The 26,806-nt window shown below is 43.0% G+C and carries 25 protein-coding genes; 23 read left to right on the forward strand and 2 right to left on the reverse strand.

Features of this window, described 5'->3' with window-relative positions; translation table 11 throughout:
* Window positions 1–45: 45 nt before the first annotated feature.
* Window positions 46–447: an RrF2 family transcriptional regulator gene (locus D6855_RS06550; RefSeq protein WP_120739291.1), complete on the reverse strand. Its 402-nt coding sequence runs from the start codon at window positions 445–447 to the stop codon at window positions 46–48.
* 176 nt (window positions 448–623) lie between these two features.
* On the opposite strand from D6855_RS06550, the gene D6855_RS06555 reads away from it, so the two are divergent.
* Together D6855_RS06555 and D6855_RS06560 are read left to right on the forward strand one after the other, a co-directional pair.
* Window positions 624–1,904: an O-acetylhomoserine aminocarboxypropyltransferase/cysteine synthase family protein gene (locus D6855_RS06555; protein ID WP_120739293.1), complete on the forward strand. Its 1,281-nt coding sequence runs from the start codon at window positions 624–626 to the stop codon at window positions 1,902–1,904.
* A 277-nt stretch (window positions 1,905–2,181) separates the two neighbouring features.
* Window positions 2,182–2,640, forward strand: a complete 459-nt coding sequence (locus D6855_RS06560; protein ID WP_243111822.1) for an Hsp20/alpha crystallin family protein — start codon at window positions 2,182–2,184, stop codon at window positions 2,638–2,640.
* A 42-nt stretch (window positions 2,641–2,682) separates the two neighbouring features.
* Here D6855_RS06560 and rbr read toward each other — a convergent pair whose 3' ends face one another.
* The gene (gene rbr, locus D6855_RS06565; RefSeq protein WP_120739296.1) at window positions 2,683–3,240 is read right to left on the reverse strand and encodes a rubrerythrin; all 558 of its coding nucleotides are present in this window, start codon (window positions 3,238–3,240) and stop codon (window positions 2,683–2,685) included.
* 245 nt (window positions 3,241–3,485) lie between these two features.
* On the opposite strand from rbr, the gene D6855_RS06570 reads away from it, so the two are divergent.
* From D6855_RS06570 to D6855_RS06670, 21 genes are all read left to right on the forward strand, one after another.
* A complete protein-coding gene (locus D6855_RS06570) occupies window positions 3,486–4,037 on the forward strand; it encodes a DJ-1 family glyoxalase III (RefSeq protein WP_120739298.1) in 552 nt (183 codons plus the stop codon).
* Window positions 4,038–4,076: 39 nt separating this feature from the next.
* Window positions 4,077–4,649 (forward strand): adenylate cyclase, encoded by a 573-nt coding sequence (locus D6855_RS06575; protein WP_120739300.1) that lies wholly within the window; start codon window positions 4,077–4,079, stop codon window positions 4,647–4,649.
* A 322-nt stretch (window positions 4,650–4,971) separates the two neighbouring features.
* Complete coding sequence (gene flgM, locus D6855_RS06580; protein ID WP_120739302.1) at window positions 4,972–5,250, forward strand: flagellar biosynthesis anti-sigma factor FlgM; 279 nt, start codon at window positions 4,972–4,974, stop codon at window positions 5,248–5,250.
* 38 nt (window positions 5,251–5,288) lie between these two features.
* A complete protein-coding gene (locus D6855_RS06585) occupies window positions 5,289–5,816 on the forward strand; it encodes a flagellar protein FlgN (protein WP_243111823.1) in 528 nt (175 codons plus the stop codon).
* Window positions 5,817–5,956: 140 nt separating this feature from the next.
* A complete protein-coding gene (flgK, locus tag D6855_RS06590; RefSeq protein ID WP_120739304.1) occupies window positions 5,957–7,615 on the forward strand; it encodes a flagellar hook-associated protein FlgK in 1,659 nt (552 codons plus the stop codon).
* A 56-nt stretch (window positions 7,616–7,671) separates the two neighbouring features.
* Window positions 7,672–9,549, forward strand: coding sequence for a flagellar hook-associated protein FlgK (locus D6855_RS06595; RefSeq protein ID WP_120739819.1), 1,878 nt, complete (start codon window positions 7,672–7,674; stop codon window positions 9,547–9,549).
* A 156-nt stretch (window positions 9,550–9,705) separates the two neighbouring features.
* The gene (locus D6855_RS06600) at window positions 9,706–11,799 is read left to right on the forward strand and encodes a flagellin N-terminal helical domain-containing protein (RefSeq protein ID WP_120739306.1); all 2,094 of its coding nucleotides are present in this window, start codon (window positions 9,706–9,708) and stop codon (window positions 11,797–11,799) included.
* 149 nt (window positions 11,800–11,948) lie between these two features.
* A complete protein-coding gene (fliW, locus tag D6855_RS06605) occupies window positions 11,949–12,416 on the forward strand; it encodes a flagellar assembly protein FliW (RefSeq protein ID WP_120739308.1) in 468 nt (155 codons plus the stop codon).
* Window positions 12,417–12,418: 2 nt separating this feature from the next.
* The gene (gene csrA / locus D6855_RS06610) at window positions 12,419–12,634 is read left to right on the forward strand and encodes a carbon storage regulator CsrA (RefSeq protein ID WP_120739310.1); all 216 of its coding nucleotides are present in this window, start codon (window positions 12,419–12,421) and stop codon (window positions 12,632–12,634) included.
* 62 nt (window positions 12,635–12,696) lie between these two features.
* Complete coding sequence (locus tag D6855_RS06615) at window positions 12,697–13,884, forward strand: CgeB family protein (protein WP_120739312.1); 1,188 nt, start codon at window positions 12,697–12,699, stop codon at window positions 13,882–13,884.
* Between the two features lie 165 nt (window positions 13,885–14,049).
* Window positions 14,050–14,529, forward strand: a complete 480-nt coding sequence (locus D6855_RS06620; RefSeq protein WP_243111824.1) for a flagellar protein FlaG — start codon at window positions 14,050–14,052, stop codon at window positions 14,527–14,529.
* A 62-nt stretch (window positions 14,530–14,591) separates the two neighbouring features.
* On the forward strand, window positions 14,592–16,136 hold the full coding sequence (gene fliD, locus D6855_RS06625; protein ID WP_120739314.1) for a flagellar filament capping protein FliD: 1,545 nt from the start codon (window positions 14,592–14,594) through the stop codon (window positions 16,134–16,136).
* A 61-nt stretch (window positions 16,137–16,197) separates the two neighbouring features.
* Window positions 16,198–16,602: a flagellar export chaperone FliS gene (fliS, locus tag D6855_RS06630; RefSeq protein ID WP_120739316.1), complete on the forward strand. Its 405-nt coding sequence runs from the start codon at window positions 16,198–16,200 to the stop codon at window positions 16,600–16,602.
* Window positions 16,599–17,099: a hypothetical protein gene (locus D6855_RS06635; RefSeq protein WP_147368126.1), complete on the forward strand. Its 501-nt coding sequence runs from the start codon at window positions 16,599–16,601 to the stop codon at window positions 17,097–17,099. Before fliS ends, D6855_RS06635 begins: the two co-directional genes overlap by 4 nt.
* Before the next feature lie 259 nt (window positions 17,100–17,358).
* The gene (locus tag D6855_RS06640) at window positions 17,359–18,168 is read left to right on the forward strand and encodes a flagellin N-terminal helical domain-containing protein (RefSeq protein ID WP_120739320.1); all 810 of its coding nucleotides are present in this window, start codon (window positions 17,359–17,361) and stop codon (window positions 18,166–18,168) included.
* Between the two features lie 242 nt (window positions 18,169–18,410).
* Window positions 18,411–19,220 carry a flagellin N-terminal helical domain-containing protein gene (locus D6855_RS06645; RefSeq protein ID WP_120739322.1) on the forward strand — a complete coding sequence of 270 codons (810 nt, stop codon included), beginning with the start codon at window positions 18,411–18,413 and terminating at the stop codon, window positions 19,218–19,220.
* Between the two features lie 150 nt (window positions 19,221–19,370).
* Window positions 19,371–21,233 (forward strand): LicD family protein, encoded by a 1,863-nt coding sequence (locus D6855_RS06650; RefSeq protein WP_120739324.1) that lies wholly within the window; start codon window positions 19,371–19,373, stop codon window positions 21,231–21,233.
* On the forward strand, window positions 21,226–23,079 hold the full coding sequence (locus D6855_RS06655) for a LicD family protein (protein ID WP_120739326.1): 1,854 nt from the start codon (window positions 21,226–21,228) through the stop codon (window positions 23,077–23,079). Before D6855_RS06650 ends, D6855_RS06655 begins: the two co-directional genes overlap by 8 nt.
* The gene (locus tag D6855_RS06660; RefSeq protein WP_120739328.1) at window positions 23,076–24,926 is read left to right on the forward strand and encodes a LicD family protein; all 1,851 of its coding nucleotides are present in this window, start codon (window positions 23,076–23,078) and stop codon (window positions 24,924–24,926) included. Before D6855_RS06655 ends, D6855_RS06660 begins: the two co-directional genes overlap by 4 nt.
* Window positions 24,917–26,050 carry a 2-aminoethylphosphonate aminotransferase gene (locus D6855_RS06665; RefSeq protein ID WP_120739330.1) on the forward strand — a complete coding sequence of 378 codons (1,134 nt, stop codon included), beginning with the start codon at window positions 24,917–24,919 and terminating at the stop codon, window positions 26,048–26,050. The genes D6855_RS06660 and D6855_RS06665 overlap by 10 nt, the downstream gene beginning before the upstream one ends.
* Window positions 26,050–26,751 carry an NTP transferase domain-containing protein gene (locus D6855_RS06670; RefSeq protein ID WP_199712410.1) on the forward strand — a complete coding sequence of 234 codons (702 nt, stop codon included), beginning with the start codon at window positions 26,050–26,052 and terminating at the stop codon, window positions 26,749–26,751. Before D6855_RS06665 ends, D6855_RS06670 begins: the two co-directional genes overlap by 1 nt.
* Window positions 26,752–26,806: the final 55 nt, after the last annotated feature.

Consider the following 26,806-nt stretch of genomic DNA (forward strand, 5'->3'; position numbering starts at 1 on the left):
ACGACCGGCTGCTTTGGCCGCAGGCCAAGGCTTTCCCGGGCGGCGTCAGGACTCGATCAGATCACTGATTTTTTTCCCGAAAAAGAAATTTCGCTCGATCTCATAGAACTCCTCCCACATGGAGAGAGTCCTGCAGTTCTCTTTCCTGGGGCAGTCCTCAGCACCTTCCGCAAGGCAGGCAACTGGGGCGATTGACCCCTCCATAAGTTCTATGATCTCCCCCACGGTGTACTCCGCGGGGGTTTTTGTTAGTTTATATCCGCCGTGTTTGCCGCTGGCGCCTGCAAGTAGATTGCCGTGGACCAGCTCTTTTGCAATGATCTCCATGTATTTCTTGGACAGGCCCTGGCGCTCTGCGATGTCCTTGAGCGGAATGAACTCGTCCCCTGGCTGCTCAGCCAGATCTATTATCATTCTGAGTGCGTATCTTCCCTTGGTTGAAAACATGTGTCCGTCCTTTCGAAAGCTCTTTTCCCCTATGGTATAAGGAAAATGTATAGATAGCAATAACTTTATCCTATTATAAAACCTATTGACACGGTAGGCAAATAGTAATAACCTTTTAACAAGTTAAATCGATAAAACGAGCGACAGAAAATATATAAACGCAGGAGGTTACAGGTATGAGCAACTACAGATTCGAGACATTACAGTTACATGTTGGACAGGAGCAGCCAGATCCCGCTACAGATGCAAGGGCGGTTCCAATTTACCAGACCACATCTTATGTTTTCAGAAACAGCCAGCACGCAGCAGACAGATTCGGACTTGCTGACGCGGGCAACATCTACGGAAGACTTACCAATTCCACACAGGACGTTCTGGAAAAGAGAATTGCAGCTCTCGAGGGCGGATCAGCAGCCCTGGCAGTAGCTTCTGGAGCAGCAGCTATCACATATACAATTCAGGCGCTGGCAGCAAACGGCGGACACATCGTAGCACAGAAGACCATCTACGGCGGAAGCTACAACCTGCTGGCACACACACTTCCACAGTACGGCGTGACTACTACATTTGTAGACGCTCACAACCTCTCTGAGGTTGAGGGAGCAATCAAGGAGAACACAAGAGCCATCTACCTTGAGACCCTTGGAAATCCTAACAGTGATATTCCTGACATCGATGCAATCGCTGAGATCGCACACAAGCACGGACTTCCACTTGTAATCGACAACACATTTGGAACACCATATCTCATCAGACCTATCGAGCACGGCGCTGACATCGTTGTTCATTCAGCAACCAAGTTCATCGGCGGACACGGAACAACCCTTGGCGGAATCATCGTTGAGGCTGGTAAGTTCAACTGGAAGGAGAGCGGAAACTATCCACAGATCGCAGCTCCAAATCCAAGCTACCACGGCGTTTCATTCTACGATGTTGTTGGACCAGCTGCTTTCGTTACTTATATAAGAGCAATCCTTCTTAGAGATACCGGAGCTACAATCTCTCCATTCAATGCGTTCCTGCTTCTTCAGGGCGTTGAGACACTTTCACTTCGTCTCGATAGACACGCTGAGAACACCAAGAAGGTTGTAGAGTTTTTAAAGAACCATCCAAAGGTTGAGAAGGTTAACCATCCTTCACTTCCTGATCATCCAGATCATGCGCTTTATGAGAAGTACTTCCCTAACGGTGGAGCTTCAATCTTTACCTTTGAGATCAAGGGTGGAAAAGATGCAGCATGGAAGTTCATCGACAACCTTGAGATCTTCTCACTTCTTGCAAACGTTGCGGATGTAAAGAGCCTTGTTATCCATCCTGCAACAACTACACACTCACAGCTTAACGACGATGAGCTTAAGGACCAGGGCATCACACAGAGCACAATCAGACTTTCAATCGGTACTGAGCACATCGATGACATCATTGCAGATCTCGAAAAGGGATTCGCAGCAATCTGATACAAAACTACTAAACCGCTTTTTTCTAAATGAAAATCTCCTATTTACATAATGTATAATCTCCTACGAGCAAGGGCCAAAACCGCACAGCCAGCGGTTTTGGCCTTTGTTTATATTTATTTTAGAATTTTATTTTTGGAGGGGTGTTGACATTTTGTTCTACTTGTTCTATAACATACTTGTAACAAGAAATTAGCAGCCGAACACATCGAGTGCTAATAAACCAAAACCACTACACCACAAAAAATCTTTTAGTAAAGGAGTGATAGATATGTTGATGCCTATGTTATGGAGTAATAATGATTTATTTGACGAGATGGACAATTTCTTTAACGACGGTTTCTTTGGCGGAAACTGCAGAGCTCCAAGAGCAGCCCAGCAGTTCGACTCTATGTCAGGCCTTATGAGAACTGATGTCATCGAGAAGGACGACGCTTATCAGCTTGAGGCTGAACTTCCAGGATTCAACAAGGAAGACATCAGCATCGATCTCAAGAATGACACACTGACCATCAGTGCAAATCATACAGAGAACAACGACGAGAAGGGCGACGACGGCAAGTACATCCGCCGCGAGAGGAGAAGCTCATCTTACCAGAGATCCTTCCACGTTGAGGGACTTAAGCCTGAGGACATCATCGCCCAGTACAAGAACGGCGTCCTTACAGTAAACCTTCCTAAGAAGGAAGCAATCCCTGAGAAGGAAGAGACCTTCAAGATCGAGGTCAAGGACTGAGACAAAAAAAGAGCTGCCGGCTAAGGCAGCTCTTTTTTATTATTAATAGTTCTGAGCCTTGCGGATAAAGTAAGCCTGAGGGTGGTTGCAGACTGGGCAAACCTCTGGAGCCTTAGGGCCTACAACTACGTGTCCGCAGTTTGAGCACTCCCAGATTGTGTCGCCGTCAGCTGAGAATACGATGCCATCCTCGATGTTCTTAAGGAGCTTGCGGTATCTCTCCTCGTGCTCCTTCTCAATTGCTGCTACCTGCTCAAAGAGGGCTGCGATGTCGTCAAAGCCTTCCTCTCTGGCCTTCTTGGCAAATGAAGGATACATCTCTTTCCACTCGTATGCCTCTCCATCTGCTGCTGTCTCGAGATTGTCTACTGTGGTTCCGATTCCTGAAAGAATCTTGTACCAGAGCTTAGCGTGCTCTTTCTCGTTGGCAGCTGTCTCTTCAAAGATCTTGCTGATCTGTACATATCCGTCTTTTTTGGCCTTGGAAGCGAAGTATGTGTACTTGTTTCTGGCCTCTGACTCACCTGCAAATGCTGCAAGGAGGTTTTTCTCAGTTTCAGTTCCCTTAAGTTCGTTAGTTCTTGGATCAAGATTAGCCATTTTAAAAGTCCCCTTTCCTTGTGAAAAACATTTTGAAAAGCCCGAAAATACGGGGCTTGTTGCCGTACAGTTATTCTAACATAAGCCGGAAACCGATTCCATGTTTACTTTTGGCTAAAAAGCATGTTAATTTTTGTGCATTTTAAGCGCCCTGCAGATGGCGGATTCTGCGGCACGGATGGAACAAATAGTATATAATATAGAAAGTAATGCAATTGTAAATTTCACTTAAGAGGAGACAAGACATGCAAAAGACCGCTATTTTTCTGGCTGATGGATTTGAAGAGATTGAGGCTCTGGCTGTTGTTGACCTGCTGCGCCGCGCCAAGATCGACGTTGCGATGGTTTCAATCATGGAGAGCAAGAGCGTTTACGGCTCCCACGGGATCGCTGTTGAGGCGGACACTGTGATCGAGGGCTTTGACTTTGACGGCGTGGATATGCTGATCCTTCCTGGCGGAATGCCTGGAACCACCAATCTTGATGCATGCGAGCCTCTTAAAGCTAAGATAAAAGAGTTTAACGACGCCGGCAAAATGCTGGCTGCAATCTGCGCAGCTCCTACCGTTTACGGTAAAATGGGGCTCCTCTCGGGTAAAAGAGCTACCTGCTACCCTGGACGTGAACCAGACCTCCTTGGGGCTACCGCTGTGACTGACAAGGTCGTTAAGGACGGCAACTTCATCACAAGCCGCGGAGCAGGAACAGCAATAGATTTCGCGCTGGCTATAATCGAGCATTTCCAGGGCGTTAATGCAGCCAAGGACATGGCAGAGAAGATCGTATATACAGCTTGATGATCACTGGCCGGACGCCGGCCTTATAAGGAGACGCACATGGGCGTAGAGATAGAGAGAAAGTTCCTGGTAAAAGAGCTGCCAGGCGACCTCAACAAATATCACTTCCACCAGATCGAGCAGGCTTACCTCAACGTAAGCCCCGCGATCCGCGTTCGCCGCGAGGACGACACCTACTACATGACCTACAAGGGAATTCGCGGAGAGATAAATGACAAGGGCGCAGGAGACTGGGCTGTGGCAGACGACCACGAACGCATCGGACAGACAGAATACAACATGCCTCTTACGGCTGAAGCTTACGAGCATTTGGCAGCCAAGGCCGATGGCAACATTATTATTAAGAAGAGATATCTGATCCCACTTAATGAGGATGCTTTTGATGACAATATCCTTGAGGCTCACCCTGAGCTTAAGCAGGCCATGGAAGAGCGAACCATCAAGATCGAGCTGGATGTCTTTGAGGGAGTGTTTGAAGGCCGCATGATCGCGGAAGTAGAGTTCCCATCTGAGGAAGCAGCTCTTGTTTACCATCCTGCAGAGTGGTTTCTTAAGGATGTAACAGGTGATCCCCAGTACAGCAACGCACATATGACAACGGAAAAACTTTGAGGGTCGCCGTAATTTCTTTTGACCCAAAAGGATTTGTTCACAAAATGTTAACAATTTAAATTATAAAATAACTCTAAAGTTTCATCTCTAATTTCCGATATAATTTACGACGGAACGAAAAGGTTTGAGAATAAAAACCTGAGAATTGTACGGAAACAAGGGATTCTATTAACTTTTTTACTAGTTGCCCTGATAGTGTTTTTGACCATTACATGCTCTAAAAAGTTTGGGGGAATTTTTTAGAAAAAAACTAAAGTAATGGTAACTTCTACCGATAAATGATATAGAAGTTCAAAAATACTCCAGGGAAGGAGGAAAAGATATGCGAATAGAAGCATACAGTCAGGTTCAGCAGATTTACTCTAACAGCAAAGTAGGTAAGCCCCAGGCAGCTAAGAAGACCAATGATATCAGAGATACTGTATCATTTTCTTCAATTGGAAAAGATATCCAGGTTGCTAAACAGGCTGTAAACAATGCTCCGGATGTCAGGGAAGATGTCGTTGCAAAGTTAAAAGCTGCTATTAAGAACGGTACTTATGATGTGAGTGGAGAGGCTTTTGCTGATAAATTACTGGCAAAATACGAAGAACTGGCTTAAGTAGCCAGATCCACATCAATTAAATAATAATTTGGAGGATGATTCCAGTGGCAAGTCTCGTGGAAACACTGGTGGATGTTCTCGACAGAGAATGTACACTTTATGAAAAATTACTGGGATTATCTAGCCGGAAGACCACCATCATTATCAAAGGTGATCTTAAGGCACTTGCAGAAATCACGGATGAGGAGCAGTGCATAATAGGCGATATCCAGGGAATAGACAAGCAGAGAGAGACAGCGATGAAGGATATTGCGAATGTACTTAACATGGATGTTAATTCATTAAAACTGACCGATCTGATCCAGGTACTTGAGAAGAGACCAGCGGATCAGAGAAACCTGGCAGTGCAGCGGGATAGGCTTGTTGACGTTGCAGACAATGTCAGGCGTGTAAATGGACAGAACCAGGAACTATTAAAGAGTTCAATTGAAATGGTTCAGTTCGAAATGAACATCATCCAAGCGTCTAAGAGAGCTCCCCAGACGGCGAATTACTCAAGAGCTGCAGACACTACAGGCGAATGTTTAGGTTACACATCGGGCGGGTTTGATGCAAAGCAGTAACGTACCACTACAAAAGTGGTACGGGAGCATGTAGATAATCCACCCGGGTGAATACCGCAGATTCGTGGTAGTGTCTTTTTTGTACCCAAAATTAAGTAACCAGAATTAAACCGTTGCCAGATAGCACGGAGGTAACAAACATGTCTTTAATGGCCAACTTATATGTAGGAACATCGGGTCTTATGACTTCCCAGAACGCGCTGAACACCACAGCGCACAACATGGCGAACCTGGACACCGAGGGCTACACAAGGCAGCAGGTTTCGCAGGGAACCAGAGCGTATCAGACTTTAGAGAAAAAGAATGAAGCAATCGCCTGGAAACAGATCGGAACCGGTGTTAACTATAATAATTGTAAGCAGGTAAGAAGCGAATTCCTTGACACTTCCTATAGACAGGAAAGTGGCAGGCTCGCTTTTTATGACGTTTCTATAAAAGGCCTTGAAGAGATAGAAGATCAGCTGCAGGAGATGAACGGATCAGAGTTCGCTGAGTCCCTGAATAACCTCTGGGTGTCAGTACAGGAGCTTGCTAAGGATCCATGCTCTGCGGTAACCCAAAGCTCTTTTGTCACAAGAGCAAACGAGTTCCTGACAAGAGCCAAGAGTGTATATGATGGCCTGGTTTCTTATCAGGAGAACCTTGATTCAACAGTTAAGGACATGTGCAACGAGATCAACAAGATCGGCGATCGCATCAAGGTCCTCAACAATGAGATAGTAAACATCGAGTCAGGCAGAGAAGAGAAAGCCAACGACCTTCGAGATGAGAGAAACCTCTTATTAGATAAGCTTGGTGAGTATGGAAAGATTGAATATCAGGAAGATGTTTTCGGTAATGTAGCAGTTCTTTTCGAAGGATCATCATTTGTAACTACCGACCACGTCAATCACCTGGCAATAGATACCAAGTGGGGAAGCCCCGTTGGATACGCTACTCCATATTGGGAGTACGCAGCAAAGACAGTGGACAACAGAGATGGCACCAAGTCAGTCGTTTCCATCGACGGAGCTCACATCTTTGATCTTACACAGAACATTTCAACTTCAACAAATACTGATATCGGTAAGCTTCGCGCAGTCCTCCTTGCAAGAGGCGATCACAACGCAACTTACCACGATATCTCAGAAGATACAGAGTATTACAACACACATGTCGCTCAGTCAGTCATCATGAACGTCGAGGCAGAGTTCGACCAGATGGTCAACAACATTATGACAGTCATCAACGACATCATGGAGAATGCAGAGAGTAATCCTTCATTCATCGACGGAAGCGTTGGAGAAGCCAAGGAGTTCACACTTTTCAGCTGTGCCAACGAGGAAGACAAGCTCATCTACGACATCAGCGAAGATAAGCCAGCAGGCACAGTTCTTACAGGATTTACAATTAAGAACACTCAGATAAATCCAAAGCTCATTCAGGAACCGACTCTTTTCACCTTCAGAACCGTAGATGGCAACGAAGACAACGACACTATTACCAAGTTAAAAGAGGCGTTCACAAAAGAAGCTTATTGCCTGAATCCAAACGTAACAACAAGAAACAGCTTCATCACATACTACAACAGCCTGGTTTCACAGGTTGCCAACTCAGGAGATGTTTACAACAGCATCAAAGAGGCGCAGGAACAGACAGTATCAGCAGTAAGCTCAGCAAGAGAGCAGATCGTTGGCGTATCCAGTGACGAAGAACTTGAATTCATGATCATGTTCCAGAATGCATACAACGCATCAAGCCGATATATAAACGTAGTAAGCGAAATGCTTGAGCACCTGGTAAGTACTCTCGGAAGCTGATGATCTGATTTAGGAAAAAGAGATTCAGACACCGCACCACTAAAAGGAGAATCCACATGCCTTCTCAATTTTTTGGACTTAACATTGCAGCTACAGGACTTAGAGCAGCAAATGCAGCTCTGAACACCACAGCAAACAACATATCGAACGCAAACACTGATGGTTACACAAGGCAGACAGTTAAGCAGGAAGCCAATGACGCCCTCAGAGTTTTTGCTACCTATGGCTGCGCAGGAGCAGGTGTTGACACCATCGCCATAGAGAGAGTCAGAGATGAGTTCTACGACACCAAGTACAGAAACAACGAGACACTTCTTGGTAACGTCAAGCAGAAGAACTACTACAACGGACTCATCGAGCAGTATCTGGACGACGACGGAAATACCGGATTCTCATCTCTTTTTAATAAAATGCAGGCAGCCATGCAGTCAGTAATGACAGCAGCTGGAACAACAGAAACCAAGTCATCATTCGTATCAAGCGTAAAGAGTATCACAGAGTACTTCAACAACGTATACAACTCACTTCAGAACGAGCAGGCAGACGTCAACGCAGAGATCAAGCTCTGTGCGGACAGAGTAAGCGCCATCGCTCAGGAAGTTGCTTCAATAAACAAGCAGATCAATATCATCGAGATGACAGGCGCAAGAGCCAACGAGCTCAGGGACAAAAGAGATGTCCTCATCGATGATCTTTCAAAGATAATCTCAGTAGAGGTTAAGGAAACACCAATTGTTGACGAAACACAACCCGATAGAGAAACAGGCGCCACAAGATATCAGGTCTGGGTTGGATCAGCTTACGAGCTGGTTGACACCTACGAATACAAGCAGATGGTCTGTGTATCAAGAGCTGATGACGGTTCAGTAAACCAGAACGACGTTAAGGGACTTTTCGATATCAAGTGGGGCGGCAGTAACTATAAGGACGGCGACGACGTAAGTGAACTTGCGGATTTCGCTCTGGATTCCCAGCTCATTGGTGGAGAGCTTCAAGGTCTTTTGGCCATGAGAGATGGTAACAACTACCAGTACTTCCACGGTGTGAGCCAGGTAACAGATGGAAAGGCCGGAACAGAAGGCGTTAAAGTACACGATGACGGCACAGTAACAATGAGTGTAAAGGTCGACGCGGACTACCTTAAGGACATGACCAAGGCAACTATTCCTGAGACAGGAAGCATCAAGGTTGGATCCAAGACTTATAAGTATGACAACTGGGAATATGACGGAGACAGCGTTTACACCTTTACAATAGATCCTGAGACACTTACAAGTACTCCTGACGAGAACAAGACAGTAAGCATCGGATATTCCAACAGCTATCAGGGTATTCCATATTACATGTCCCAGATGAATGAGTGGATCCGCCAGTTCTCAGATGCTTTCAACCGTATCATGGTAGCTGGATACTCTTCAGACTCCCTTGATGGTATCAGCGTTTTCACCGCAACAATGGATAACAATTCAGCAGCTGATTACACCTACGAGGAGCTCACAACTCTTTCAAAGAACAAGGGATACTACAAGGTAAGGGGCGGTAACTTCACCGTCAACTCAGTTCTTATAAATGACTCCGACAGACTGGCAACCAAGGCAGACATCACAGAGGGTGAGTCAGAGTTTGGAAACCTCACCAAGTTAAAAGAGATGCTCAATACCCAGAAGATATTCAGAGGAGCAACATCAGGAGAGTTCCTTACAAAGGTACTTGGAGATGTGGCCCTGAACAAGAGTAACTCCCAAACCCTTGAAGAGACCTATACTTCCCTTGAGAACACCATCGGCAACCAGAGACTTTCAGAATCTGGTGTTGATGAAGATGAAGAAGCATCAAACCTGGTTAAATTCCAGAATGCATACACACTTTCATCCAAGATGATACAGACTCTTACAGAGATCTACGACAGACTGATATTACAGACAGGCGTATAAAAACTTAAATAGAAAATTTGATGGCAGCATCTGCAAGAAATTGCAGGTGCTGTCTTAAGTTTACAAATAAACTGCCGATATAGATATTGAAAATCTTATATTCTGCAAGGATGCGTATGTTATGACAAAGGATTGTCTTTTTAGTGAGGGATAACTATGCGCATTACTAACAAGATCATGCAGAACAATTCACTCTATAATATTAATAATAATAAGGTCTCTGAAGATCAGCTCAACACCATGATGTCAACAGGCAAGAAGATCACAAGACCTTCAGACGATCCTGTTATCGCCATCAGAGCACTTCGTCTTCGAAGCAATGTAACACAGCTTTCTCAGTACTATGAGAAGAACGCCAAGGACGCAGAGAGCTGGCTGCAGGTTACAGCAGATGCGCTTTCAACAGTAACAGATGTCCTTACAGACTGCGTAAAGCAGGCAACAAAGGGCGCCAACAAGGATCTTACACTGGATGACCTTGAGACAATCATCACTCAGATGGATGCACTTTCTCAGGAGTATTACTCAACAGGTAATGTAGATTACGCAGGAAGATACGTGTTTACAGGTTACAGAACTGATACAGCTCTTACCTATGACAAGACAACAACTTCTTCTTATACAAATATCAACGACGAGTTCAATGCAGCCAATATCGCAGAGTCCATCAGAGTTGTAGGCAAGTACAAACTTGAGAACGCTCAGATTCTGGATGACAGCGTATCTGCAACACTTCAGAACGAGGTTGTAGAAAGATCTGTCGGAAGGCTTCGTCTTTCCTATGATGATCTTGACTACACAGGAAGCCCTAAAAAGTCAGCTGAGCTTAAGTACAGGGAGGTTCTTGACCAGCCAGCAACCAGTACAGTGACAGAGCCAACTAATGCGATCAACCTCACATTTAAGGATGAGCTGGGTGTTACCCATTACGCAGCAGTTCCTCTCAATAAGACAACAAAAGACAATTGCACTATTGATAGTCCTCTGGACAACATGACATATTCATCAACAAGAAATGTTGATGGTACTTATTCAATTGATTTCAGAAATACTGAGACAAATACTCAGTACAGAGTAACTGTAAACGAAGATGGAAAACTGTTATCAAAATCTGAATATGTAGAAGATGCAGAAACAGTTCTGGAGCAGACACATTTTTCAAGCATTACTTATACAGGAGCCAGCGGAGTGCCACAGACAGTGCGCGTGCCACTGCTTCCTGCTATAGATCAGAGCTACACCATCAATCTTACAGAAGATGGATTTACTGCCACAGTAAATAGCGACGGAACATACACAATTGTTAATAATAACAAGACCGAGTACGTTGATGGCTCACACAGCAACGAAGTTATTCAGCTGACAGCAAATGGAAGTGTATATTGCTCATATGTTGAGACAACCATTTCGATTGATTCCGATCACATACTTTATAAGACCAGTACTGAGGAAGATAAGGACAATGCTTACAATGATCTTTACAATCATCCTACAGGAGCATTGGCGTATATGAACGCAGCTACCGGCGAGATACTTCTCAATGATTATTTAAAAGAGAAGCTCTCAACCCTTCCAGACCTCATCAACGCGAACTCCATTGATATGGTTTACGACAAGAAGGAATGGAAAAAAGGCGACATCAGACCAGAAAATCTCTTCGCCTGTGAGCATACAGATGCAAATGGTAAGGAGATCCTTTACAACAAGGGAACAGCTGGACATGGCATAGCCTATGATGTTGGTTTTGCTCAGTCAGTTGTAGTTAACACCACAGCTGATGCAGTATTTACAACCAATGTACAGAGAGATGTCACTGACCTTAAGGATATGCTCTCAGAGCTCAAGACCATGAGTTCAACCCTTAAGACTCTCAATGAGAAGCTTGCAAGTGCAAAAGATGATGCTACAAAGGCCAAGGTTCAGAATCAGATAGAATCAGCCCAGAAGGCATACGACTTCCTTAGAGAAGGCATCCAGAAGGAGTTTGAACACAAGATCACTTCTATGCAGAAGTCTCTGGATACTGCAAATGTCGCAGTTACTGATAACGGAACAAGGGCAAAGAGACTTGACCTTATCAGCACAAGACTTATGAGCCAGACAACCACCTTCAAGTCCTTACAGTCAGACAATGAGGACATCGATCTTGCGGAGGCTGCAACCCAGCTGACAACAGCTCAGGTTACATATGAGGCCAGCCTCATGGCTACAGGTAAGATCAGTCAGACATCACTTATGAACTACATCTAATTATGTAGCGCAACTTCGATGGAAGGCGTAAATTGTCAAATAATTGTGGCACTTGTACGTTATAGCGTATATAATTATAAGTGTAGAGATTTCGGGAACTAAGCGGACTTGTCCGTATATCACCAGACAATAAAGTATGGAGGTACACCATGAAATTAACAACAAGGATTTTTGGAGAAGTAGAAATTGATGATAACAAGATAATTAACTTCCCTAACGGCATCATTGGTTTTCCTGATCTTAAGAGATTTACTCTGGTTCACGACGAAGAAGAGGAAGAAAAAAACAATACCATCAAGTGGCTTCAGTCAATCGAAGAGCCTGAGTTCGCAATGCCAGTAATTGATCCACTTATCGTTTGCCCTGACTACAGCCCAGAGGTAGACAAGAACATTCTTGAGGATATTGGAGATATTAAGGATGAGGACATTCTTGTTCTTGTAACAGTAACAGTTCCTCATGACCTTACCAAGATGACTGTAAACCTTATGGGACCATTTATCATCAACGCAGAAGAGAGAAAAGGCGTGCAGGCAATCGTAGAGAACAGTGATTACCCTGTTAAGTTCCCTATCTATGATATTCTTCAGAAGAATAAGGAAGCTAAGGAGGGCTGATTATGTTAGCGTTATCTAGAAAGAAGAATGAGGCAATCATTATAAACAACAACATAGAGATCACTGTCCTTGATATCAGAGGTGACCAGATCAAACTTGGCATCTCAGCACCCAAGGAAGTGCCTATCTATAGAAAAGAAGTTTACATCCAGATCCAGGATGAGAACAAGAACGCAACTGACGTCGCTGGAATCGACGCACTCAAGAAGTTGCTGTGATTGGAGAAAAATGTTGGCCGGCGCGCAAAAAGTGCGTCGGCTATTTTTGACGGGGAACAAGGATGCGGATTCTGTATTACGACTGGGATGAATTTAATGGTGAAGACTGCAGGGATGCAATGAGAAGGTTGGGGCATCAGGTGGAGACCATACGCCTCGATCAGCTTGGTGGAGATCTGACTCCGGAGATCGAGCAGCAGTTTAAGAAGAGGTTCGACAGTAGGGATGATTCGGGGAAAAGATATTTCGACCTGGTCTACAGTTATGACTACTTCCCAGGTATCTCTGAGGTGTGCCAGAAATATGATGTTCCCTATGTGTGCTGGGTGTTTGACTGTCCGCATTATCCACTGTTTTCACCGTCAATCCACAACAAGGTCAATCGCATATTTGTTTTTGACAGAGATTTATATAAAAAGCTAAAAGATAGAGGAGTTCAAACAGTACATCACTGCCCACTGGCAGTAAATGCCAAGAGATTGTCTGAGGTATGCAAAAGTTTGGATGGTCCAAATGGCGATGGAATTGCATATCTGCACGATGTTTGTTTTCTTGGAAGTCTCTACGACAATGAGTTTAATTTCTATGATCAGTGGACGGGAATTCCGACAGAAATCAAGGAGTATATTGAACAGGTAATTGGGAGCCAGGAGAGAGTCTTTGGATATGATCTCTTTTCAGATGACAGAGTCTTGTCAGAGGAAGATATCGAACGGATCAAGAATTTCATAAATATAGAAGATACAGGACGCTATCGCATAGATTACAGCGATGTGATAAGGGATATATTCCGGAAAAAAGTCACGGTCAATGAGCGCAGAAATATCTTGACCGAGATGGGAAAGCGCTTTGATACAGTGGTTTATACCAACCCGGATGCAGTTCCTATCCCTGGTGTAAATAACCTTGGAGTGGTATCTTACACAGACAAGATGTCGGAGGTATTTCGCAGAAGTAAGATCAATCTCAACATTTCGCTTAGGTGCATCACATCGGGAGTATCGCTGCGGGTCATGGATGTACTGGCGGCAGGTGGATTTCTTTTGACCACATACACATCTGAAATTGCCGAGTATTACGAGGATGGTGTTGATCTTGCTATCGCCAGAACTCCAGAGGAGATGATAGACAAGGCAGCATATTATCTTGAGCACGAAGATGAGAGGAAAGAGATAGCACAAAACGGGCAGAAAAAAGTATTTGAAAAGTTTGCATACACAAAAATATTGCCTGAGGTCTTGAAATTATAAAATTTTTATTAATTTTACGTTTTTTCTTATCATACTATAAAGAAAATATGACATTATCCGATATAGAGGGTAAGAAATCGTGTATAGACCTAGTCTGTACTTTATTGTTAACAGTTGTAGTTTTGCCGCAGATCAAGCCCTGATCTGACATGGAGGTAAAGGATTATGGGATTAGAAGTGATTAATGGTTTTAGCCCGCTGATGCAACAGACACAGCCACAGGTTAAAACACAGATTAAGGAACAGAGCCAGTCTCAGTCAGAGATTGTGAATAGTGAAGCCAGTGGAGCAATGAATACCATTGATCTTAAGGTTGAAGCGGCTGACAACTCTGCAAATTCTGGTGCGGATAGTCAGAGTGGAGCTCAGACATATTCCAAGGCTCAGGAGAGGCTTGAAGCTACAGAAGAGCAGATTCAGGAAGATAATGAGAAGGTTCGCAAGGCTATCTCTGAGATGACCAAGAATGTCAAGTCCAATGCTGAAGCTGTATTTGGCATACATGACAAGACAAACCGCGTCACCATCAAGATGGTTGATAAAGAGACCAAGAAGGTTATCAAGGAATTCCCACCTGAGGAGACATTGGATATGATCGCCAAGGTTTGGGAGATCGCAGGACTCATGGTAGACGAGAAGAGATAAAACCCGAAGATGGAAACGGATTTCCATGTAACATGCTCACGGATTGAGAAAGGAGAACGCGTATGCCTATTAGAATTACAGGAATGAATTCAGGTCTTGATACTGAGAGTATCATAACTGCTTTAACTCAGCAGAAAAAAGACAGAGTTGATAAATTGAAAGGTGACCAGACCAAGCTCACTTGGAAGCAGGATAAGTGGAAAGAACTCAATAAGAAGGTTTCTTCATTTTACAATGGAACACTTTCTAATATGAGATTTTCATCTGCCTACACTAAGAAGACGACATCAGCCAGCAAGGAAAGTGCTGTGTCGATCGTTACTGGTGATGCGGCAATGAATACTACACAGACACTGAACATTACTAAGCTTGCCAAGGCAGCATATTTGACAGGCCAGAAGGCATATGTTGGTGACCCTGAGGAAAATAAAACAGCTAAGCTTGACACCACCATCGAAGAGCTGGGCATAAGCGCCGGTGATACGATTGATTTCAGGGTTGGCGGTGAAGGCTCCGACCAGAAGATATCTGTGACAATAGCGGAAGGGGATACTGTTGAGAAGATCCTTAACAAGCTGAAAAGCGCGACTACAGCTGATGGTACAAAACTCGATTTCAATTTTGACGAGAAGAACGGCAGGTTCTATGTGGCTTCTCAGAAAGAAGGCGGCCAGGTTGCTTTCCACATTGATGCTGCTACAGATGCTATGAAGAAGCTTGGACTTTCCTATGACGGAGATTCCGAGGAGACAGCCAAGAATTATATTGCCGGATCAAGTGCAACAATAGAGCTTAATGGTGTTGAGTACACATCAGAGAATAATGTATTTGAGATAAATGGCCTTACTATTACTGCAAAAGAGGTTGCTTCCAACATTACAATTACAACCAAGCAGGACACCAGCGGAATATACGATAACATCAAGAATATGCTCAAAGAGTACAATGAGCTGATGAAAGAGATCACCACAGCTTATGGTGCAGACAAGGCCAAAAAGTACAGTATGCTCACTGACGACCAGAAAGACGAAATGTCTGATAAGGAAGTTGAGGAGTGGGAGAAGAAGATTAAGGATGGCCTACTTAGCGGCGACGAAACTCTTGGCAAGATCAGAACAGGGCTTCGCGGCATTGCCAACATGGGCTTTGACATCAAGTTAAAGGACGGCACTACTTCTACCTTCCATCTCAGTGATTTTGGAATTGGTACAGGAAGCTATTTTACTACCAAGGAAGAGGACAGGGAAGCACTTCATATCGATGGAGATAAGGATGATTCTTTGACCAGTGCGAATGCAGATAAGTTAAGCGCTCTGATATCTTCAGACCCTGATGCTGTGAGCGATTTCTTTACGCAGTTTGCCAAGGAGATGTATGGTAAGCTTTCAGACATGATGAAAGGTAGTGAGTTCAAAACTTCTTTCACTATCTACGAAGATAAGCTGATGGCATCTCAGTACAGTTCATATAACACCAAGATATCAGATGCTCAGAAAGCTCTTGAGGCAGCCCAGGACAAGCTGTACAAGAAATTCTCTGTAATGGAGACTGCTTTAGCGAAGACTAATTCTGCTAGCGGCTCACTTTCAAGTTTCTTTGGCGGTTGATTGTAACTTAATTAATCATCAGAGATTTGCTATAATAGAGAAAAGATTGTGAGGGAAATATATGCCAGTATTAACAGCTCAACAGAAAGCAGCATATGCTCAATACAAGAATAATAAAGTTAATGCAGCTAGTGGACCGGAACTGACGCTTATGCTTTATGATGGCACTATAAAGTTCCTGAATATTGCGAGTTTTGCAATTGAGAATAAAGACGTCCAGAAGGCTCATACCAATATCATGAAGACTGAGAAGATTATTGATTATCTAAGGAATACCCTGGATATGAAATACCCTGTTGCTCAGGACTTTGAGAACATGTACTCCTATATAGCGCGCAGACTTGTAGAGGCAAATATGTCCAAAGACAAGGAGATAGTTGATGAGATCAACGAGCATATGCACGCAATCAGGGATAACTGGGTTGAGGTAATGAAAGCTAATCATATCATGGTCAAGGAAGCATGATGGAATCAGGGGGCGAAATGGTTTCTGCCAGTATGGATCTTTTGGAAGAGAGCCTTGTTAAGAAAATTGAGGTCATGAAGAAAATACAGCTTGAAAATGTAAGGCAAAAAGAATTGCTGTCTGACCCGGAACATTTGCAGCTTGAGGATTTTGATAAGACTCTTGATACAAAGGGAGAGTATATTGATGAACTTCTTAGGCTGGATGAGGGGTTCCAGAGCCTCTTTGACAGAGTAAAAGCTGATGTGGGTGATCGTAAAGACCAGTTTGCTGATCAGATAAAAAGGATGCAGGATATGATCCAGGAGATAACCGGACTTAGTGCATCGATCGAGGCCGAGGAGCACCGCAACAAGAGACTGGCTGAGCAGTACTTTCAGATATCGAGAACTCAGATGAACCAGAGCAAGCAGTCATCAGCTGCAGCATTTAACTATTATCAGACTATGAGCAATTATAAGAATGTACCACCCCAGTTTATGGACAAGAAGAATTGAATAGCAGGAGCGTTTGCCATATATCGGCAGACGCTCCTTTTTTCTTTATAGTAAAATGGAAAAAACGTAAAAAAATTTCCAATTGTTCAAAAAAGTGAAAAAATATTTCGAATAAGGGTTAACTTAGGTTCTTTTGTGCCGATATTAGTATTGTAAAATAAAAACAAAAGCAGCCATGGAAGGGACTCCGCGCAAGCTGCACAAATAAAAAAGATGGAAAGGCAGCAGGGAAGCGAGCCCCTTCATGGAGGAATTAAATATGGTAGTACAACACAACGTCACAGCAATGAACGCAAACAGACAGCTTGGAATCACAACTACTAACCAGGCTAAGTCAAGTGAGAAGTTATCATCTGGCTACAAGATCAACAGAGCTGCAGATGATGCTGCAGGACTTGCAATTTCCGAGAAGATGAGACGTCAGGTAAGAGGTCTTACTCAGGCTTCCGCAAATTCTCAGGATGGTATCTCAATGGTTCAGATAGCTGAAGGTGCCCTCAATGAAGTACACGATATGCTTCAGAGAATGAATGAGCTGGCTAACAAGGCTGCAACCGAGACTCTTACATCTGCTGATCGTGGTTACATTCAGCAGGAAGTAACTGCTCTTATAAGTGAGATTGATCGTACTGCAAATGATACCAAGTTCAATGAGCTAGCTCTTCTTAGCACTGCAACATCCTACAAGATTCAGGTTGGAGCTGATAACGGCCAGTACATTACAATTAAGTTGCAGAAGATGAATTCAACAGGCCTTAGTGTTAATGGCGTTGATGTTAGCAGTCAGGTTGGCGCAAGCTCAGGTATCGCATCTATCAAGACAGGCATCAGTTCACTTTCCAGTATGAGAGCTGATCTCGGTGCTGTTCAGAACAGACTTGAGCATACAGTTAAGAACCTTGATAACGTTGTTGAGAATACACAGGCAGCTGAGTCACAGATCCGTGATACAGATATGGCTAGAGAGATGGTTAAGTACTCTAACAACAACATCCTTGCACAGGCAGGACAGTCAATGCTTGCTCAGGCTAACCAGACTAATCAGGGAGTACTTTCTCTTCTCCAGTAAGGCTAGATTACTAAGTTTAAGCTTGGCGGCCTGAAAACAGGCCGCCAATTTTTTGAAATTAACGTCCATATAAAAAATTTATAATTTGTTAATAAATTATAGGGTTAAGTTTTTAGAATTATGGACGATAATATAATTGTAAAAAATAACAGAGATGGTTTGTAGGCCAGCACTACAGATCATTTCACAACAAGCAAACGAGCAGCAAGGATGCTGCCGTACAAATTCAAGGAGGAATAATTATGGTAGTACAACACAACGTCACAGCAATGAACGCAAACAGACAGCTTGGTATCACAACAGGTATTCAGGCTAAGTCAAGTGAGAAGTTATCATCCGGTTACAAGATCAACAGAGCAGCAGATGATGCAGCAGGTCTTGCAATTTCCGAGAAGATGAGACGTCAGGTAAGAGGTCTTACACAGGCTTCTTCAAACGCTCAGGATGGTATCTCAATGGCTCAGACAGCTGAAGGTGCGCTGAACGAAGTTCACGATATGCTTCAGAGAATGAATGAGCTGGCTAACAAGGCTGCAACTGAGACTCTTACATCTGCTGATCGTGGTTATATCCAGCAGGAAGTTAGTGCTCTTGTAAACGAGATTGATCGTACAGCTAACGATACTAAGTTCAATGAGCTTGGTCTTCTTAGCACAGCTACATCCTACAAGATTCAGGTTGGAGCTGATAATGGTCAGTACATCACTGTTAAGTTGCAGAAGATGACTTCAACAGGTCTTACTGTTAACGGTGTTGATGTTAGCAGCCAGGCTGGCGCAAGTTCAGGTATCGCATCTATCAAGGCTGGTATCGATAAGCTTTCTAGCATGAGAGCTGATCTCGGTGCTGTTCAGAACAGACTTGAGCACACAGTTAAGAACCTTGACAACGTTGTTGAGAACACACAGGCAGCTGAATCACAGATCCGTGATACAGATATGGCCAAAGAGATGGTTAAGTATTCAAATAACAACATCCTTGCACAGGCTGGTCAGTCAATGCTGGCACAGGCAAACCAGACTAATCAGGGTGTTCTTTCACTCCTCGGCTAATAATCTTAAATTGCTGATCAAGTGGTCTTTTGCAAACATTGCAACTACCAAAAGAGCTCCGGGCAACCGGGGCTCTTTTTATTGATGTGGTATATCTTATAAACTATAATTAGTATAGATGTTTAACGATGTTTTATTAAGGGGTTCACTATGGCTGCTTTAAAGGAATTATCCTTTCCGGTCGAATATTATTGCGATGAAGTCAGAGAGGGCTTTTTTGTTTCAGAAACAATGAAACGCTATTGGGCTGCACAATTGGTTGTCCTATCGGAGATAGATAAGATATGTAAAAAGCACAGCATTAACTGGTATGCAGACAGTGGTACACTTCTTGGCGCGGTCAGGCATGGAGGATATATTCCCTGGGATGATGATCTTGATATCGGGATGTTTAGGGAAGAGTACACTAAGTTTATTGAATGTGTGCAGGAAGAGCTTCCGGAGGGATTTATCCTGATCACGCCTAAAAGAGATACTTGCCTGGTACCCTTCGCCAGGGTTGTAAATAATGATGAACTTGGACTGGACCCGGATTTCCTTAACAGGTTTCACGGATGTCCTTTCGCCGTAGGGGTGGATATTTTTCCTTTTGACAGGATATATAAGTCGCCAGGTAAAGAGGAAAACAGGGTTATGCGTGGAAGACGAGCATATTCCCTTATTACCGAAATACAGGAAAAAAACCTGACAGAAAAGGAGATTACAGAGCGGCTTCATCGCATACAAGATGAAAACAGTTGTGTTATTGATCCTAATAAACCCATCGCAGAATTAGTACGCCTTATTGACAGGATATCCCAGGAATGTAAAGACAAAGATGCAGATGAAATTGCAATAATGGATGAGTGGATCAAGAATTCACGCTGCAGATACAAAAAGTCATTCTATGACAAATGGATAGAGATACCATTTGAAAACACCATGCTGAGAGCTCCTGAGAAGTATCGAGAAGTCCTAACGGCATATTATGGAAATTATTCTGAACCTGTACGAGGATCTGCGGGACATATGTATCCGGTATACAGACGTCAGGAAACCGAGATTTTAAACAGATTTGGGAAGAATCCTACCTGTAGATATCATTTTGATAAGAATCATTTTGAACCCAAGGGAGACAGGAAGAGGTATAGGGCCGGGCAGGAAGAACTACTGGCATATTTGCACGGCTTTCATAAAAATATTGCAGATAGCATAAATAAGGGCAAGTTTGAAGACGCTGCAGCTTTTATGGAAACATGTCAGAATGCGGCGGTGACTATAGGTAATTCTCTGGAAGGCAAATATGGAGAAGGAACTGATGCTGTAAAAGCTCTTGAGCAGTATTGTGAGAAGATATATGAAGCATCTGTTAACTGGAGTAATGGCTTTGAGAAGGAACTGGACAATTCCTTAAAGCATGCAGAGTGTTGCATAGAGAAGCTTTATAATTCCTCTCAAAAGAGCATCGTTTTCCTATTGTGCAGGGCATCCTGGTGGGATTCTATAAAAGAGATATATGTCGACGCAGTTTCGGATGAAAACAATGATGTAAAGGTAATCTCGATTCCTTACAGTTATGTTGACAATTTAAAGAGTCTGACAGGATTTCATACGGATCTTAGGGAGTTTGAAAAAATATCCGAATTAGAGGGGAAAATAACTGATTTTAATGATTACAGGCTTGAATTAAAACATCCGGATATTATCGTAACCCAGTTTCCATATGATGGTTACAGTTCAGCACTGGCTATTCCGCAGCGGCTGTTTACTGAGAATTTGCTGTCTTGTACGGACAATCTAGTGTTTGTTCATTATCTTGAACCTGATTCGCCGGTTTCTACACAGGATGTTGCATATGAGGCTTTGCAGGAACTTTTGGAGCAGCCTGCTGTTTTTAATGCTGACAGGATTTTGGTAGGGAATAGGATAATTAAGGACTATTATGTAAAAAAGCTTGTAGATATGACTGGCAATTGTTTTGAAGATTATTGGGAAAATAAAATCTGTTTAAAGGAGACAGGATGGTATGACTGATTTACAGAATCTGGATTTTCCGCAAGATTTCTTTTGTGACGAGATCAGAGATGGCTTTTTTGTTTCAGAAACAATGAAGCGGTTTTGGGCAGCACAATTGGTGGTTCTTTCAGAAATAGACAAAGTATGCAAAAGGCATAACATCAACTGGTATGCCGACAGCGGAACTATGCTTGGTGCAGTCCGCCATAAAGGCTTTATCCCCTGGGATGATGATGTTGATATAGCCATGTTTAGGGATGATTATAAAAGATTTTTGGGCTATGCAAGGAATGAACTTCCAAAAGGATACCGTATCCTTTCTTCTGAAGATGAAGAATGTGAAAACCCTTTTGGCAGGGTGGTTAATGGAAAACAGGTTGTTTTTTCTCACGAACGTTTGGGAGCTTTTTTTGGCTGTCCATTTGTGGCCGGGATTGATGTTTTTCCAATAGACCGGATATATGAAAAAATGTCGGATGAAGAAGACAGAATGGACAGAGGGAATCTTGTTCTTTCAACAATAGTTGGTGTCAAAGAAGAAAAACTGACTGATGAAGAACTCAACCAAAAAATTGCTCAGATTGAAGAGGCTAACAATACTGTCATTGATAAGTCGGATATTCTGATGAGTCTGATAGTACTGTTTGAGCGTATAGCGCAGGAAGCCAATAATGAGAATGCAAATGAGATTGCAGTAATGACCGAATGGCTGGGAAGGGGCAGTTATGTATATGAAAAAAAAGACTATGAGGACTGGACAGAGCTTCCTTTTGAGACAACCAAGGTAAGAGTGCCCTCAAGATATCGTAAGGTTTTAAAAGGATGCTATGGCGACTACATGGTAGCTGTAAGAGGAGGTGCCATTCATGAATATCCAGTTTACAGGCAGCAGGAGGAAGTTTTCAGAGATACGCTTGATAATGATCCGGGAAGATTCTTTTTTAAAAAGGAAAATTACGATTTTGATGAGGAAAGAAAGAGCTTTTTGACTCAGCAAAAAGAAATGATGAAGTTCATTAGGTCTATCCATGGCAGCATTCAGGATATTATTATGACGCAGGGGATGAATGGAGCAGCTCCTTTTTTGGAGTCCTGTCAAAAAGCTGCTGTCAGCATTGGAACTATTATTGAAGGAAAGTACGGCGAGGATACTTCTGTAGTACACTCGCTTGAGCAGTATTGTGAAAAGGTTTATGAAGCATCTCTTGAGTGGACTGACTGTTCTAAACAGGGATTGGATGAATGCATTGATTTGGCCGAGCAACAGCTTGAGAGCCTGGTAGGCACATCTCCAAAAGAAATTCTGTTTCTTTTGGGAAGGGCATCCTGGTGGGATTCAATAAAAGATGTGTATGATAAGGCTTTAGCCAATAAAGAGTATGATGTAAAGGTGATATCTGTACCATATAGCTTTTTGGACAGTACCCAGAAGGTGTTGGGAGTTAAAACAGACTATGAAGAGTTTGACAAGATAACAGAACTTAAGGGTACATTGACAAATCTATATGAGTATAATATCGAGAAGAAGCGCCCTGATAAAATAGTGATCCAGTTCCCGTACGATGGGCATAGTTCTACACTGCTGATTCCGGAAGAACTATACTCTGAGAAGCTAAAGAGCCTTACAGATGAACTGATATTTGTTCCTTATCTTGAGCCTGATCCTCCAGAATCTGAGGAAGATGTGGCGTATGCTTCGCTTCAGGAACTTTTGGAACAGCCTGCTGTATTTAATTCTGACAAGATGCTGGTGGGTTCAAACAGGCTGAAGGAATTCTATGTTAAAAAACTGATGGAAATGACAGATGAAACGCTAAAGGATTATTGGGAAAAAAAGTTATCTATTAAGGAGAGCAGTATATGACAAACATTGATGAATTGTCATTTTCACCAGAGTATTTCTGCGACGAGATCAGAGAGGGATTCTTTGTTTCTGAGGCAATGAAGTTTTATTGGGCGGGACAACTGGCTGTGCTTTCGGAAATAGATAAACTGTGCAGAAAACATGATATTATTTGGTATGCTGATTGTGGAACCCTTTTGGGGGCAGTGCGTCATAAAGGTTACATTCCATGGGATGATGATATTGATATAGCGATGTTCAGGGATGACTACAATCGTTTTATGGAGTTGGCTAAGACGGAACTCTCAGATGAACTCCTGGTGCGTTCTTCTGACTTTGGGGATTTTGACATGCCCTTTGGAAGGGTACTGAATAAGGGAGCATATAATTTTGATTCTACATTTATCGCTAAGTATAAGGGGTGTCCGTTTTCTGTAGGAGTAGATATTTTTCCTATGGACAGTATCTACGATGATGCAGACAAAGAGGAAGACAGAGTAAAGAGAGGCAAGCGGATATATTCGTTACTTGAAGGCATAAGGCATAAGTCTCTGTCAGATGCTGAAATACAAAAGGGTATAGCCATTGTTGAAAGGGAGAACAATATAGTTATTACCAGGAAGAAGAATCCTCTTAAGGAACTTCTCCAGCTATTTGATCAAATAGCCAAAGAAAACAATTCTGAAAAATCCGATGAGATTGCTGTAATGATTGTATGGATGGGGGAAGGAGACGCCAAGTTCCCCAGATCCTGTTATGACAGTTGGTCGGAGATTCCCTTTGAGACAACAACAGTTAGAGCTCCTGAAGGGATGAATGCTGTTCTTGAAGCATACTTTGGGGACTATATGAAACCTGTAAGAGGGACAGCATCGCATGGTTATCCGGTATACAGGGAACTTGAGGATGTTTTCAGGGGTAGATACGGGAAGAACCCTACCTGTCGGTATTATTTTGACAAAACGAGGTTTACACCCAAAGCAGTCAGAAAAACCTTTAGTGATCAGCAGATGGACCTGCTGGCATATCTGAAGGGCTTTCATGAAAATATACAGGAAATGATACATGCACAGAAGACTGAGGAAGTGCTTAAATTCCTGGAAACATGTCAAAATGCAGCAGTAACGGTTGGCAACGCAATCGAGGGAAGGTTCGGAGAGGGCACAGAGGCAGTAGAAGCTCTGGAACATTACTGTGAAAAGATATATGAAGTATCAGTTAACTGGAGCGAAGGATCTAAGAATGAACTGGATGATTCGCTTAGCTGTGCACAACAAAAGATAAGGGAACTATTTAATTCTTCCGGGAAAGAAGTTCTTTTTCTTCTGGGCAAAGCAGCCTGGTGGGATTCAATAAAGACAGTTTTTACCCAAATTGCAGATGATAAGAGGAATAACATAAGCGTGATACCAATTCCTTACAGCTATCTTGACTACTCAAGGAAGCTGCTTGGATGGCAGAACGATAAGGAGCTATTTGAAAAGATTCCTGAACTAAATTGCAAATTAACTTCCTTTGATGAATATAAGCTTGAATCCAAGCGTCCTGATATTATTGTTATTCAGGTTCCATATGACGGATATAGCGGAAGCCTCGCAATTCCGGAGTGGATGTTCTCGGAAAAGCTTTTGAATTATACAGATGAGCTTATTTTTGTTCCTTACCTCGAACCTGACCCACCTGAATCCAAAGAAGATGTGGCATATGCCGCTATGCAGGAACTTGTGGAGCAACCGGTAATATTTAATGCTGACAAGATAATAGTTGGTTCACGGAAGCTCAGGGATTATTATGTGGAAAAACTCGTCGATATGACGAGTGATGAAATGAGGAATTATTGGGAAATGAGGTGTCCAGTATGCAACTGAAAAGAAATGTTTTATTGAATCCGGGTCCATCAACAACGACAGATACTGTGAAGATGGCTCAGGTTGTACCGGATATTTGTCCTCGTGAGAAGGAATTTCAGTCCATTATGGCTCCGATGCGTGAGGATCTTGTGAAGATTGTTCACGGTAGGGACGACTATACAGCTGTGCTCTTTTGCGGTTCGGGAACGATATGTATTGATATAACACTAAACTCACTCCTTGATAAGGGGAAAAAGGCTCTTGTGATCAATAATGGTTCTTACAGCCAGAGAGCTGTTGACGTACTAAATTATTATGGTCTTCCCGTCATTGACTTGCAGCAGCCAATTTACACAACCCCAAGTTTGAGCGAAATTGAGAATGTTTTAAAAGAAAACAATGAAATAGGCTATGTATATATGACGCATCATGAAACCGGAAGTGGGCTTCTGAACCCTATCCGTGAAGTAGGCGCACTGGCACATAAATACGGAGCTTTTTTTATCACAGATACGACTTCATCCTATGCAATGATACCGATTAATGTGTATGAGGATAATGTGGACTTCTGTATGGCATCTGCACAAAAGGGCATTATGGGGATGACAGGTCTCTCCTATGTGATAGGCAAGAGATCAATTATAGAAGCCAGTAAGGATTATCCTAAGCGCTCATACTATTGCAATCTGTATATGCAGTACGATTTTTTTGAGCGAACAGGAGAGATGCATTTTACTCCTCCGGTCCAGACTATCTATGCTGCAAAGCAGGCTCTTATCGAGTACTTTGATGAAGGCGAGCAGGCAAAGTGGTCGCGCCATCAGCGGGTTATGGCCGCAATACATAAGGGCGAAGAACGACTAGGATTGAAAGAGATACTTGACCGCTCTGTACAGTCTGGTCTTGTATCAGCTGTAAAATACCCGGACGATGAGAACTTCAGCTTTGATAAGGTTCATGATTACTGTTATGAGCGTGGATTTACAATATATCCGGGAAAGATTGAGAAACAGGGCACATTCAGATTATGTGCGCTAGGCGCAATAGATGAAGCGGATATAGAAGAATTCTGGAAGGTATTTGAAGCTGGCTTAAAGCATTACAATGTTCAGATACCTGTAAAGTACAATGAGGTGCAGTGATGAGCGAGACAGCAATACTTATGGCGGCAGGAATGGGAACTCGTATGAGCCCCCTTACTGATACCACGCCAAAACCACTGATAAAAGTTCACGGCAGACCCATGATTGAAACTGTGATTGATGGACTTTTGAACAGAGGAGTGAACACATTTATTGTTGTGGCGGGGTATCTTGGAGATCAGTTCGCGTACCTTGAAAATAAATATGATAATCTTAAGATCGTGGTAAACAAGGATTACCATACCATCAACAACATATCATCAATATATGCTGTGGCAGATAATCTGATATCCACTGAGGATGATGTTTTTATTTGCGAGGCAGATTTATATGTGAGCGATGATTCCTTGTTTGGCGCCAAGTTATCACATTCCTGTTACTTCGGCAAGATGGTTAAAGGACACTCTGATGACTGGGTGTTTGATACCGATAAAAACGGACGGATTACCAGAGTTGGCAAAGTCGGTGATGACCAATACAATATGTGCGGCATATCCTGGTTTCAAAAAAATGACGCACAGCTTTTGGGGCAGCTGATCAAGGATGCATACGGAAAACCCGGATTTGAGAATCAGTTTTGGGATGATGTTGTGAATGATAATCTGGATAAACTTGATTTGATAGTAAATCCTATAACACCCGAGTTTATAACAGAGATTGATACTGTGGAAGAATTAAAAGAAGTAGATAGTTCATACTAAACAATGAGAAAGTGAAATCCCTGCAGCTTATGCTGCAGGGATTTTTAGTAGTGAA

It is taken from the genome of Butyrivibrio sp. CB08 (assembly GCF_003625485.1).
Taxonomy (GTDB): Bacteria; Bacillota; Clostridia; order Lachnospirales; family Lachnospiraceae; genus Butyrivibrio.